Raw genomic sequence first — 12507 nt, forward strand, 5'->3', positions numbered from 1 at the left:
AGCCGATGGTGCGACGTACCGCGCTGCGCGACGGTTTGGTGGACATCGACGGCGCACGGATCGCCGAGGCCACCGAGCAACTGCGCCACCGCAGCCGGGCCACCCTGCACGATCGGCTGCACCGGGTACGGATGGCCGGCGGACTCGCGGTGCAGGCCGGGCTCGCCGCCGGGCTGGCGTACCTGATCTCGCACAAGGTGCTCGGCAACCCGCAACCGGTCTTCGCGCCGATCTCCGCGGTCGGCACCCTGGCCGCGTCGGTCGGTCAGCGGTTCCGCCGGACGGTGGAGCTGATCGTCGGGGTGGGGGTCGGGGTGGCTGTAGGCGACCTCCTGATCTACCTGCTCGGCACCGGGGCGTGGCAGCTCGGCCTGGTGGTCACCGTGGCGATCCTGCTCACCATCTTCGCCGGAGCGAGCGTGGCCATCGTCATCCAGGCGGCGGCCACGGCGGTGCTGATCGTGACGCTGAGCCCGTCGACCCAGAACCTGGAGATCCCCCGCTTCGTCGACGCGTTCCTCGGAGGTGGGATCGCGCTGCTGGTCACGGCGGTGCTGCTGCCACTAAACCCACTCCGGGTGATCAACCGGGCGGCCCGCCCCGCCCTGGACCTGCTCGCCGCCCAGCTCGACGCCACCGCCGACGGGCTGCGCAACCGGGACCGCGCCACCATCCAGGCCGCACTGGAGAGGCTGCGCAACAACAAGGAGGAGCTGGCCACGCTGGGCGAGGCGATCGAGGGGGCGAAGGAGACCGCCACTCTCTCCCCGGCCCGCTGGCACCGCCGCGACGAACTGACCCACTACGCCGAGGCGGCCGACCCGATCGACCGGGCGATGCGCAACAGCGGCACCCTGATCCGCCGATCCGTCACGCTGGTCGAGGACGACGAACCGGTACCCGATCCGATGCCGGACGCGATCGGCCACCTCGCCGAGTCGGTCCGGCTGCTCAAGCACGAGTTCGCCGCCGGTGAGGAGCCGGAGGAGGCCCGGGAGCGGTCGCTGCGGGCGGTCAGCGAGTCCGGCCGGGCGTACGGCGCCGGGGTGGGGTTCTCCGGCAGCGTGGTGATCGCCCAGATCCGGACGACAGCGAGTGACCTGCTGGTCGCCTCCGGCATCGAGCAGGAGGAGGCGAACCGGTGGATCCGCACCGCCTTCGGGGAGCAGGAGCGCCCGGTCGGTGAGCCCGCCGAGCCCGGCGAGACGCCGAAGCCACCCACCGCCCCGCCGGTCGGCTGAGCGGAAAGACCGCCGGGCGCACCTCAGGCCAGCTCGGCCAGGGCCGCGAGCAGCCGGTCCACCTCGTCGGCCGTGCTGCCCAGCCCGATGCTGGCACGCAGCGCGGTGGGCGGCAGGTCCCGCCGGCCGGTACGCCCCGCCGCCTCGCCGAGCAGACGCCGGGCCAGCGGGTGGGCACAGAACAACCCGTCCCGTACGCCGATGTGGTGCTCGGCGGCCAGCCGGGTGGCCACCTCGGTGGAGTCCCAGCCGGCGACCACGAACGAGACGATGCCGACCCGGGGCGCGTCCGGGCCGAAGGTGCGCAGCTCGACGATGTGCGGCAGGGCGGCGAGGCCGGTCCGCAGCCGGGCCAGCAGGGCCTGCTCGTGGGCGGCCAGCGCGCCCTGGTCCGCCTCGTCGAGCGCCCTGCACACCGCCGCCAGCGCGACCGCTCCGAGCAGATTCGGGGTGCCGCCCTCGTGTCGGGCCGGGCCGGTCGCCCAGGTCACGTCGTGGGTGGCCGGACCGACGTGGCTGGTGGCGCCACCGCCGGCCAGGTAGGGCGGGGCGGCGTCCAGCCAGTCGGCGCGACCGATCAGCACGCCCGCGCCGAACGGCGCGTACAGCTTGTGGCCGGACACGGCCAGGTAGTCGACGTCGAGCGCGAGCAGGTCGACCGGGGCGTGCGGGGCGAGCTGCGCGGCGTCGAGCACGATCCGGGCGCCGTGCCGGTGCGCCACCCGCGCCAGTTCGGCGACCGGCCACCGCTCACCGGTCACGTTGCTCGCACCGGTCACCGCTACCAGCACCGGCAACGCCGGGCTGCTGCCCCGGCGCAGCTCGGTGAGGGCGGCGGCGAGATCGCGTACCGCCCCGTCGGGGTCGCTGGGCACCGGCAGCCGCACCGACCCGCGCGGCCAGGGCAGCAGGTTGGCGTGGTGTTCGCCAGCGAACGTGACCACTGTGGTGCCGGCCGGCACGGCCCGTGCCAGCAGGTTGAGCGCGTCAGTGGTGTTGCGGGTGAAGATCACATGATCGTCGGCGCGAGCGCCGAAGAAGTCCCCGATCGTCTGCCGGGCCTGCTCGTACGCGAGGGTGCAGCGCCGCGACAGCGCTCCCGCCCCGCGATGCACGCTGGCGTACCAGGGCAGCAGCTTTGCCACCGCGTCGGCGGCGGCCCGCGCGCACGGCGCACTGGCCGCGTAGTCCAGGTTGATCTCGCCGGGCACGCCGAGGACGTCGAGCGACGCGGACGGCACGGTGGGCAGGCTGGGCAGCGAGGGTACGAGAGTGACGGACACGCCGGAACCTCCGGGGTCAGGGACCCCGGGTGCGACATCGGGACGGGGTCCGCGCTTGCCCAGCACACCGATCGGGCTGGGCCCGGTCATCACCCGGGGCACCCCACCGCGAACTCGACGAGGGTTGCCGGCCAGCAAGCCGGGGCTTGACGCTGGCGCTCGTGACCTGCCGGCAGCATAGCGGCTACCGATGCGACCGAACCAGCCGGCGGCGGATGGCTACGCTGACCGCATGGCCGACACCCCGCCCGGTTCACCGCTGCCGCCTGCGCCCGCCTCCCCGCCCGCGCCCGCCGGCCCGCCCATGGGTGAGACGCCGCGAATGCCGCTGCGCCGACTGGGCTGGCGGCGGTTCCTGGTGCTGGCCGGGGTGGTGCTGTTGATCGCGGCGTGCGCGGTCTTCATGGTCTTCACGCTCGGCCAGTCGCTCGGTGCGCAGGCCCTGCTGATCGGGGTGGTCGCCGCCATTCTGCCGGTGCCGGTGCTGGTCGGCTGCTTCCTCTGGCTGGACCGGTACGAACCGGAGCCGTTGAAGTATCTGATCTTCTGCTTCGCCTGGGGGGCGTTCGTCTCCACCGCCGCCTCGCTCACCGTGAACGACTTCGCGGCCAACCGCTTCGCCGACTGGGGCCTGCCGTCGGCGCTCACCGGGGTGCTGGTGGCGCCGTTCATCGAAGAGCTGACCAAGGCGCTGGGCCCGATCCTGCTGCTGGTGTTCCGCCGCCGCGAGTGGTCGGGGATCACCGACGGCCTGGTCTACTGCGGGCTCGCCGCGGTCGGCTTCGCGATGGTGGAGAACATCCTCTACCTGGGCGGGTTGGGCTACGCGTCCGGCGCCGACCGGTACGGCCCGGCCACCGGCATCCAGCAGGTCATCGCGATCTTCATCCTGCGGATCCTGCTGTTCGGGTTCGCCCATCCCCTCTTCACCTCGATGACCGGTGTGGGGTTGGGTATCGCCTCCCGGACGGCGGACCGGCGCATCCGGGTGCTCGCCCCGGTCGCCGGCCTGCTGCTGGCGATGATGCTGCACGGCACCTGGAACCTGCTGCCCACGCTGACCCAGGCCACCGGCGAGGCCATGATCATGCTGTACGGCTTCCTGGGCCTCATGGTGCCGGTCTTCTTCGGCACCGTGGGGCTGGCGCTGTGGCTGCGCGCCTGGGAGGGGCGGCTGACCGAGCGGGTCCTGCCCGACTACGTACGCGCCGGCTGGCTCAGCCCGCCCGAGGTGGCCGCCCTGAGCAGTCTCGGCCGGCGGCACGCAGCCCGCAGTTGGGCGCGGCGGGTGGCCGGCGACGCCGGGGTGCGGGCGATGCGGGGTTACCAGTCCGCCGCCACCCGACTGGCCCTGCTGCGCGACGGGGCGCTGCGCGGCCTGGACCGCAAACCCGCCGACCAGGAGCGGACCGCCCGCGAGGAGCGGGAGCTGCTGGACGCGATCACCGGATACCGGTCGTTCTTCGTGGGTCGGGACCCGCAGGCCCCGGCGGGGGTCTGGGACGGCAGCCGCTACCACCTGCGCTTCCCGGACGGCACCGAGCGCGCGGTGGACGCGCCGGACGAGCCGGTGGTGCCGATCCCGGTGGTGCTGGCTCCCGCCCCGGCTCCGATGGGTTACGCCCCGCCCGCCCCGCCCGGCCTGCGCCCGGCGTCTCCCTGGCCGCCAACACACCCCTGACCCCGCCGACTACCGCCCAACCCGCGCCCGCGCCGAGCGCCCGCGCCCGCGCCGAGCGCCCGCGCCCCTGCCCGCGCCGATCTTGCAGTTTCGGTCGTCGAAAAGCGTGGAATGCCCTCTACGCCGGGACAGTAAGTGCAAGATCGCGGCCGACTCCGGTCGATCATGGAGTTGTGGTGCCTGACTTGGTGCTACTTGTGGACTTTGTCCGGCACCACAACTCCATGATCGACGTGGCGTGGCGTGGCGTGGCGTGGCGTGGCGTGGCGTGGCGTGGCGTGGCGTGGCGTGGCGTGGCGTGGCGTGGCGTGGCGTGGCGTGGCGTGGCTTGGTCTGGCTTGGCGTCAGGTCATCAGCGAGGTTAGGAAGTCACCGAGGCCCTGGAACATTGCGATCAGCGCTGCTCCGATCGCCCGGAACATCTGCGCGGCGCCGTCCGGCCGAAAGGCCATGAAGTAGATCAGGAACGCGACACTGCCCCAGGTCAACAGCTTCTTCACGAATACCGGCATCGTCCCTCCCCAGGGCCACGGTCGCCGGATGGCTTCCCGTCGTGCGGCTGGGCAAACGGTGCGCGACGGGGCCTGGTGGCCGGGAGAGGTGCGTCAGGGGTAGAGGCCGGTCGAGGTGCGTCAGAGGTAGAGGCCGGTCGAGGTGCGTCAGAGGTAGAGGCCGGTCGAGTCGTTCTCGATCCGCTCGGCGGCGACGGCGTGCACGTCCCGCTCCCGCAGCAGCACGTAACCGCGGCCATGCAGCTCGACCTCGGAGCGCTCGTCCGGGTCGAAGAGCACCCGGTCGCCGGAGACGATGGCGCGCACGTTCGGCCCCACCCCGACCGCAGTGGCCCAGGCGAGGCGCTTGCCGACCGCTGCGGTCGCCGGAATGACGATGCCAGCGGTGGAGCGGCGTTCGCCCTCGCTGCCCTCCATCCGCACCAGCACGCGGTCGTGCAGCAGGCGGATCGGCAGGCCGGCGTCGAGATCGTTGTCGGCGGTCACGTCGCAGACGCTACCGTGTGGCCGACGGTGGCCGGCCGGTGGTTACGCCGGAGGTGGTCGGGGCATTGTGTGGCGGAACCGCCCTACGGTGTCGGGAACGGACGTATGCTGTCCGACCTGTCGCCGTCGGCGGGCCGGGTTCTCTGCCAGGAGGTGCGCTTGAGCCGCTTCGAGCGGGTACGCGGGCGGCTTCGCCGCGCCTACCAGTCACGACAGGAGTCGGCGCCTGCCGACGAGGGCGCCGCGAGTGACGCGTTGAACGACGCGTCGGAGGCGGCCCGGGTGGCGTCGCCGGCCGTGCCGGGGCCGACCGCGCCGCCGAGCGCCGCTGTCTACGGCGCGGAACCTCCGGTGGACCTGCACAGCTCCACCTCCAGTCGGGACGACGCCGACGTTCCGCACGGGTTGCGGATCGCCGCCGCGTGGTGTTGGCGACTGATCGTGATCGGCGTGGTGGCCTGGGCGCTGCTGCGGATCGTCGGCACGGTCAAGATCGTGATCATTCCGCTGGCCATCGCGCTGCTGCTCTCCGCGCTGCTCGCCCCCGCGGTGGGCTGGTTGCTGCGGGTCCGGTTCCCCCGGTCGCTGGCGACGGCGGTGGTGCTGGTCGGCGGCCTGGCCGCGGTGATCGGCACGCTGACGCTGGTGGTCAACGAGTTCATCCGTGGCGTACCGGAGCTGAGCGAGAAGTCCTCGGAGGGCGTCCGGCAGATCCAGAACTGGCTGAAGACGGGCCCACTGCACCTCTCCGACACCCAGCTCGACCGCTACATCGACGAGGCGCAGGCCTGGATCAACAACAACACCTCGAGGTTCACCAGCGGCGCGCTGAGCACCGCCGCGACGCTGGCCGAGGTGCTGACCGGCACGCTGCTGGTGCTCTTCGCGACGTTCTTCTTCCTGCGCGACGGCAACCGGATCTGGCGGTTCCTGGTCCGGCTGCTGCCGGTGGCCGCCCGGTGGAAGGTCGACGACGCCGGCCGCGCCTCCTGGCAGACCCTTGTCGCCTACGTCCGCGCGACAGTGCTTGTCGCCTTCATCGACGCGGTCGGCATCGGCATCTTCCTGGTCGCCTTCGACATCCCGTTCGCCTTCCCGCTGGCCGCGCTGGTCTTCCTCGGCGCGTTCATCCCGATCGTCGGTGCGGCGCTCTCCGGCGGCGTGGCGGTGTTGGTGGCCCTCGTCGACAGCGGGCCGGTCACCGCGTTGATCATCCTCGCTGCGGTGATCGTCGTGCAGCAGGTGGAGGGTCACATCCTGCAACCGCTGATCATGGGCCGGGCGGTCGCCCTGCACCCGCTCGCGGTGATCATCGGCATCGCTGCCGGCGTCGTACTCGCGGGCATCACCGGCGCGCTGGTCTCCGTGCCGCTCATCGCGGTGCTGAACACCGCGGTCCGCCGGCTTGCCGCCCGCAGGGTGCCGGACACCCCGCCCGACGCAGTGGTCGTCGCCTCCCAGGCCCCCTAGGGCCGCGGTAACGCAGGATCACGGAAAGAGTGGCCTCCCGTCAGCGGGAGGCCACTCTTTCCTTGTCGTAGCGCGATCGTGGGCCGACCAGAGCGGCCCAGGCGCGGCGAGGGTCAGGACTTGGCGAGACGTTCCAGGGCTCCTCGGGCCACCTCGGGGCGGGTCGTGTACCAGAACGGGGGCAGCGAGCGGCGCAGGAACGGCCCGTAGCCCCGCGCCGTCTCCAGTCGGGAGTCGAGCACCGCGACCACGCCCTTGTCGCCGGTCGCCCGGATCAGCCGGCCGACGCCCTGCGCCAGCCTCACCGCCGCGATCGGCACGCTGACCGCCGCGAAGCCGGAGCCGCCGCCCGCGTCCACCGCCGCCGCGCGGGCCGCCGCCAGCGGTTCGTCCGGACGGGGGAAGGGCAGCCGGTCGATGACGACGAGCTGACAGGCGTCGCCCGGCACGTCCACCCCCTGCCAGAGCGACATCACCCCGAACAGGCAGCTGGCGCGCTCCTCGCGGAAGCGACGCACCAGCAGCGGCAGCGCCTCCTCGCCCTGGAGCAGGACCGGCAGGTCGGTCCGCGCGCGCAACAGCTCCGCGGCCTGCTGCGCGGCCCGCCGGGAGGAGAAGAGCCCGAGAGTACGACCACCGAGCGCCTCGACCAGCCCGAGCAGTTCCTCCCCGGCAGCCTCGGGCAACCCGGAGACGCTGGGGCGGGGGAGGTGCGCGGCGACGTACAGGATGCCCTGCCGGGCGTAGTCGAACGGCGAACCGACGTCGAGTGACCGCCACCCGGGGCCCTCGGTGGCCGGGACGACGGCGTTCGGGGTGACGTCGCCGGCGAGGCGACGGCCCGGCGCCTCGGCAGCCGGCCGGCCGGGGCCGGTGCGGGCGGCCTGTGCGGCCGCGGCGGGGGTCGGCGGGGCGGGCGGTGGCGCGTCCAGCCCGAGGGCGCGGGCGACAGTGTCGAACCGGCCGCCCAGCGCCAGGGTCGCCGAGGTGGCCACGACGGTGCGTTCGTCGTACAGGTGGGTGGCGAGGGTGCCGGCCACCGACAGCGGCGCGACCACGAGCGCCCGGCGGTTTCCGCTGTCGTTCTTCTCCACCCAGGCCACGTCGTGGTCGCCCTCCTCCAGTAGCCGCTGCGCGGTCGTGGAGAGCTCGTCCAGGGCGGCCTTGGCCTGCTGCTTACGGACCGGGTCGGGGTCGTCGGCCTTGATGTCGCCGATCGCGTCCAGGGCGGAGCGGGTCGCCGCGTCGAGCAGCGTGCACGCCTCCCGCAGTGGCGTCGGCAGCCCCGCGGTGATCCGGCCGGCCGGCGCCTCGGCCAGCCCGACCGCCAGGGCGTCCCCGGCGGCGGTGAGCGCCTCGGCGGTCTCCGGGCGCAGCAGCGTACGGGCCCGCCGGGTGGTCCGGTCGATCAGCTCGGGCACCAGCTCCGCCTGGGCGGCGGAGGAGACCCGGTCGGCCAGCTCGTGCGCCTCGTCGACGATGAGCAGCTTGTGCGGCGGCACGATGTGCCGGTCGGCGAGCATGTCGACAGCGAGCAGGCTGTGGTTGGTCACCACGATGTCGGCCTCCCGGGCGCGGGCCCGCGACGCCTCGGCGAAGCACTCCTGCCCGAACGGGCAACGGGCCGCGCCGACGCACTCGCGGGCCGGCATCGACACCAGCCGCCAGGCCTGGTCCTCAACGCCCGGGTCCAGCTCGTCCCGGTCGCCGGTGGCGGTCTTCTCGGCCCAGTCGCGTAGCCGCTCGATCTGCTTGCCCAGCCGGCCCGCCTCACCGAGCCACTTCACCGGCTGGGCCGGGCCAGGCTTGCCGAGCGTCCCGCCGCCGGGGCGCGCCGCGGGGGCGTCGAAGAGGGTGTCCTCCGGCTCCTCCTCGGTGGAGTTGTCCAGTCGGGCGAGGCAGAGGTAGTGATGGCGGCCCTTGAGCACGGCGAAGGTGGGCCGACGGCCGAGCACCGGCTCGACCGCGTCGGCGAGCCGGGGCAGGTCGTGGTCGACCAGCTGGGACTGCAACGCCAGGGTGGCAGTGGAGACCACCACCGGACCGTCCACAGTGAGCGCCGGCGCGAGGTACGCCAGTGACTTGCCGGTGCCGGTGCCCGCCTGCACGAGCAGATGCTCGCCGCCGGCCACGCACTCCTCGATCGCCGTGGTCATCTGCAGTTGGCCGGGGCGCTCCGCACCGCCGGGCACCGCGCCGACCGCCGCCGCCAGCAGTTCGGTGCCACTGGGTCGGGCACCCCGCCGCCGGCCCTTGGCACGGGCCGACGGGGTGGCGGAACCGGTGGCGGTGCGGGGCGGAGTCACCGTGCGACGGTACCCGGCGCCGCCGACACCGACCGCGCCCATCCGCCGCGTGGCGCGATGCCGACCGGGGCGGGGTGTCTCGGCCGACCCCGTCCGGTTACGGCCACGCTACGACGCGTTGGGCTGTATCGGTTAGGGTGCGAATCATGCCGAGCGACATGGTCCGAGTGATCTACCGCAAGTACGACGGCAGCGCCCACCGCGACTACCCGGCCCGTCGGCTCACCGAGGACGATCTCGGCGTCTGGCTCGGCGTGCCGGAGGGCACCGAGTCGGTCTACCACGGCCGGCCCTCGGTGGAGAAGATCCCGTTCGTGCTGTTGGTGCCACACCGCGCCTGGTGGACAGGCATGTTCAACCCCCCACCCCGCACCAGCGAGGTCTACTGCGACATCACCACCCCGGCCCGCTGGGAGTCCGACGACACGGTCCACCTGATCGACCTGGACCTGGACGTCGTCAGGCGTCGGGCCACCGGCCTGGTGGAGCTGCTCGACGAGGACGAGTTCGCCGAGCACCGGGCCCGGTTCGGCTACCCGGACGACGTGGTGGCCGAGGCCGAGGCCGCGGCACAGCGGCTGCTGAGGGCGCTCGGCGACGGCACCGAGCCGTTCGCCACCGCGTACCGCAAGTGGTTGGCCCTGGTGGTCTGAGGCCGCACGGCCGGTCTGGCCGGCTCACCAGCGTGGCGGCCAGCCGTCGTCGGCGCCCAGTGGCGGCAGGTCGGTCAGTTTCTCCGGGTTGAGCTGGTTGTAGATGGCGGTGATCCGGCCCTGGTCGACAGCGAACGCGGTGACCAGGCGGATCGGTTGACCATCGCTGTGCGTGGTCTCCAACTGGAGGCCGAGAATGCCGTCGACGAGCACGGGCCGAGCCAGCACCCGGCCGGTGTACCGGCCGGTCCGGCCGAACAGGCCGAGCGTGAGGCGAGCCACGGGGTCCGCGCCGAACACCGGCCACCGGGCGGCCGGGAAGTGCCCGCCCGAGTCGCCGACGAAGACCACGTCCGGCGCGAGCACCTCAAGCAGTTGATCCAACTCGCCGGACTCGGTGGCGGCGACGAACGCCTTGAGCACCCGACGCTGCTCGGCCGGGTCGGCGGTGTGCCGGGGTACGTCCGGCGAGGTGACCGCCCGCCGGGCCCGGGAGGCGAGCTGCCGGGCCGCCACCTCGGTCGTGCCGAGCACCCCCGCGACCCGGGCGAACGGCAGCGCGAACACGTCGTGCAGGACGAGGGCGACCCGTTGCTCCGGCGCGAGCCGCTCCAGCACCACCAGCAGCGCCGTGCCGACCTCGTCGGTGCGCACCGCCCGCTCCGCCGGGTCGGGCGCGTAGCCGTCGGCCGGCGGCCGGCCGCCCAATGGGCTCACCACCGGCTCCGGCAGCCACTGCCCCGGGTACGCCTCCCGGCGGACCCGGGCCGAGCGGAGCACGTCCAGACAGATCCGAGCGCAGGTGGTGGTCAGCCACGCGGACAGGTCCCTGATCTCGGCGCGGGCCGCCGGGTCGGCCAGCGCCCCGGCGTAGCGCAGCCAGGTCTCCTGTACGGCGTCCTCCGCCTCGCTGCGGCTGCCCAGCATCCGGTGGGCCACCGCGAGCAACCGGCTCCGCTCGGCCTCGAACTCCGTCGCCAGCTCCCGCACGACCCACCACCCCTTCCGGTCGGCGTCCCGGACTACATCCTCCCGCCGAGTGGGCTCGCCGGCTGCCCCGAGGCGGCCCGGCGAACCTGTGCTCGCCGTGGGCGCAGGTCGGTCGGTGCCGATCGGCGGGCCAGGTTCGGAGGTGGGCCTCGGCGGGCGGAACGGCGGTGGGTGGGCGATGATCCGTGCATGAGCGCACCCCAGCAAGGGCAGGTCGTGGCACCCGAGGGCGGTTCCGTGCGGGAGCTGCTGCGGGTCACCGCGCCGGTGGATCTCGGCGCGATCGACCCGCGGTCCATGCCCGGCCTACCGGAGCCCGCGGGCCGCGGCGAGCACCGTAAGACCTGGGCGCGGGAGCAGGTGGAACTGGTCGGCGAGGAGCTGGGCCGGCAGCAGGAGATGCTTTTCGCGATGGCCAAGACCGGGTCGGAACGGCCGGCGCAGCGGGTGCTGCTGGTGCTCCAGGCCATGGACTGCGGCGGCAAGGACGGCACGATCAAGCGGGTGGCCGGCGCGATGAACCCGCTGGGCCTGCACATCCGCTCGTTCGGGCCGCCGACCCGCCAGGAGTTGCGGCACGACTTCCTCTGGCGGATCCGTCGGGAGCTGCCACCGCAGGGCTACGTGGGGATGTTCAACCGTTCGCACTACGAGGACGTGTTGATCGCTCGGGTCGGCTCGCTGGTGCCGGAGACGACCTGGCGAGCCCGCTATGACGAGATCAACTCGTTCGAGCAGGAGCTGACCGAGGGCGGCGTCACCCTGATCAAGGTGATGCTGCACATCTCGTACGCCGAGCAGGGCAAGCGCTTGATGGATCGGCTCACCGACCCGCGTAAGCACTGGAAGTACAACCCCTCCGACATCGACTCGCGAGGGCACTGGGACGACTATCAGGCTGCGTACGCCGAGGCCCTGAGCCGGTGCGGCACGGACGCCGCACCCTGGTTCGTGGTGCCGGCGGACCGCAAGTGGTACCGGGACTGGGCGGTGGCCCACCTGCTGCGTGAGACGTTCGACACGCTTGAACTGGGGTATCCGGCTGCCGATTTCGACGTGGCGCGGGAGCGGAAGCGCCTACTGGCTGGGGGAGCGGGTGCTGGTGGGGCGGCCGAGATGAACGGCAGGTGAACGAGCGGTGAATGACGCCTGGCCAGGGGTGGGCCGGCGAATTCCCGGTTCCGCCGTTTCCTAGCATTCACCGAGCGGGCGCTCTCGGGCACCGCCACCCTTCCACCGACGCGACGAGGTCTGTGCTGTGAAGTTTTCCTTCCGCCCCACCGAGGGCGCCTTCTACGAGCTCTTCACCAGGGCCGCGCAGAACCTGGTCCGGGGCACCGCGCTGCTCAACGAACTGGCCCTGCCTGGCGTGGACGTGCAGTCCGTCAGCGAGCGGCTGACCGAGGTCGAGCACGACAGCGACCAGATCACCCACGACCTCTACAAGAAGATCAACTCGACCTTCATCACCCCGTTCGACCGGGAGGACATCTACCGGCTCGGCTCGTTGCTGGACGACGTGATGGACCACCTGGAAGCGGTGGGCGACCTGCTCTACCTGTACGGGTTGACCGAGCTTCCGGCGCTGCCCCGCGAGCTGCACGAGATGGTCAACGTGCTCGACCAGCAGGCCAAGCTGACCGCCGACGCGATGCCCCGGCTGAAGTCGATGAAGGACCTCGAGGACTACTGGATCGAGTGCAACCGGCTGGAGAACGAGGGCGACCGGATCAACCGGCAGCTGCTCGTCCGCCTCTTCTCGGGTGAGTACGACGCGTTGACGGTGCTGAAGATGAAGGAGGTCGCCGACGAGCTGGAGGCTGCCTGCGACGCCTTCGAGCACGTGGCCAACACCGTCGAGACCATCGCCGTCAAGGAGTCCTGA

The 12507-nt window shown here is 72.7% G+C and carries 11 protein-coding genes and 1 riboswitch; of the genes, 6 read left to right on the forward strand and 5 right to left on the reverse strand.

All coding sequences use genetic code 11. The features are described 5' to 3' along the window. Positions 1 to 5 precede the first annotated feature (5 nt). Entirely contained in the window at positions 6 to 1241 is a 1236-nt protein-coding gene (locus ACGF3C_RS06810; RefSeq protein WP_393219571.1) for an FUSC family protein, read from the forward strand. A gap of 23 nt (positions 1242 to 1264) precedes the next feature. Here the strand turns inward: ACGF3C_RS06810 and ACGF3C_RS06815 are convergent, their stop codons facing one another. After that, positions 1265 to 2524, reverse strand: coding sequence for an aminotransferase class V-fold PLP-dependent enzyme (locus ACGF3C_RS06815; protein WP_393219574.1), 1260 nt, complete (start codon positions 2522 to 2524; stop codon positions 1265 to 1267). Between the two features lie 46 nt (positions 2525 to 2570). Beyond that, positions 2571 to 2691: riboswitch (SAM riboswitch) on the reverse strand. A gap of 23 nt (positions 2692 to 2714) precedes the next feature. On the opposite strand from ACGF3C_RS06815, the gene ACGF3C_RS06820 reads away from it, so the two are divergent. Then, entirely contained in the window at positions 2715 to 4205 is a 1491-nt protein-coding gene (locus ACGF3C_RS06820; RefSeq protein ID WP_357227861.1) for a PrsW family intramembrane metalloprotease, read from the forward strand. Positions 4206 to 4549: 344 nt separating this feature from the next. On the opposite strand, the gene ACGF3C_RS06825 is transcribed toward ACGF3C_RS06820, so the two are convergent. Then, the gene (locus tag ACGF3C_RS06825) at positions 4550 to 4717 is read right to left on the reverse strand and encodes a hypothetical protein (protein WP_167337262.1); all 168 of its coding nucleotides are present in this window, start codon (positions 4715 to 4717) and stop codon (positions 4550 to 4552) included. A 147-nt stretch (positions 4718 to 4864) separates the two neighbouring features. Continuing rightward, a complete protein-coding gene (locus ACGF3C_RS06830) occupies positions 4865 to 5203 on the reverse strand; it encodes a co-chaperone GroES (protein ID WP_091402887.1) in 339 nt (112 codons plus the stop codon). Between the two features lie 105 nt (positions 5204 to 5308). On the opposite strand from ACGF3C_RS06830, the gene ACGF3C_RS06835 reads away from it, so the two are divergent. Beyond that, positions 5309 to 6673 carry an AI-2E family transporter gene (locus ACGF3C_RS06835; RefSeq protein WP_357227864.1) on the forward strand — a complete coding sequence of 455 codons (1365 nt, stop codon included), beginning with the start codon at positions 5309 to 5311 and terminating at the stop codon, positions 6671 to 6673. A gap of 113 nt (positions 6674 to 6786) precedes the next feature. Here ACGF3C_RS06835 and ACGF3C_RS06840 read toward each other — a convergent pair whose 3' ends face one another. Next, on the reverse strand, positions 6787 to 9021 hold the full coding sequence (locus ACGF3C_RS06840) for an ATP-dependent DNA helicase (protein WP_393219581.1): 2235 nt from the start codon (positions 9019 to 9021) through the stop codon (positions 6787 to 6789). 104 nt (positions 9022 to 9125) lie between these two features. Here ACGF3C_RS06840 and ACGF3C_RS06845 point away from each other — a divergent pair, with 104 nt between their 5' ends. Beyond that, the gene (locus ACGF3C_RS06845; RefSeq protein WP_355005828.1) at positions 9126 to 9632 is read left to right on the forward strand and encodes a DUF402 domain-containing protein; all 507 of its coding nucleotides are present in this window, start codon (positions 9126 to 9128) and stop codon (positions 9630 to 9632) included. Between the two features lie 24 nt (positions 9633 to 9656). Here the strand turns inward: ACGF3C_RS06845 and sigJ are convergent, their stop codons facing one another. Continuing rightward, on the reverse strand, positions 9657 to 10622 hold the full coding sequence (gene sigJ / locus ACGF3C_RS06850; RefSeq protein ID WP_393219585.1) for an RNA polymerase sigma factor SigJ: 966 nt from the start codon (positions 10620 to 10622) through the stop codon (positions 9657 to 9659). Between the two features lie 189 nt (positions 10623 to 10811). Here sigJ and ACGF3C_RS06855 point away from each other — a divergent pair, with 189 nt between their 5' ends. Then, positions 10812 to 11753, forward strand: a complete 942-nt coding sequence (locus ACGF3C_RS06855; RefSeq protein WP_393219588.1) for a PPK2 family polyphosphate kinase — start codon at positions 10812 to 10814, stop codon at positions 11751 to 11753. Positions 11754 to 11880: 127 nt separating this feature from the next. After that, a complete protein-coding gene (locus ACGF3C_RS06860; RefSeq protein ID WP_053655020.1) occupies positions 11881 to 12507 on the forward strand; it encodes a DUF47 domain-containing protein in 627 nt (208 codons plus the stop codon).

Source organism: Micromonospora sp. NPDC047762, from assembly GCF_043204655.1.
Classification (GTDB): domain Bacteria; phylum Actinomycetota; class Actinomycetes; order Mycobacteriales; family Micromonosporaceae; genus Micromonospora.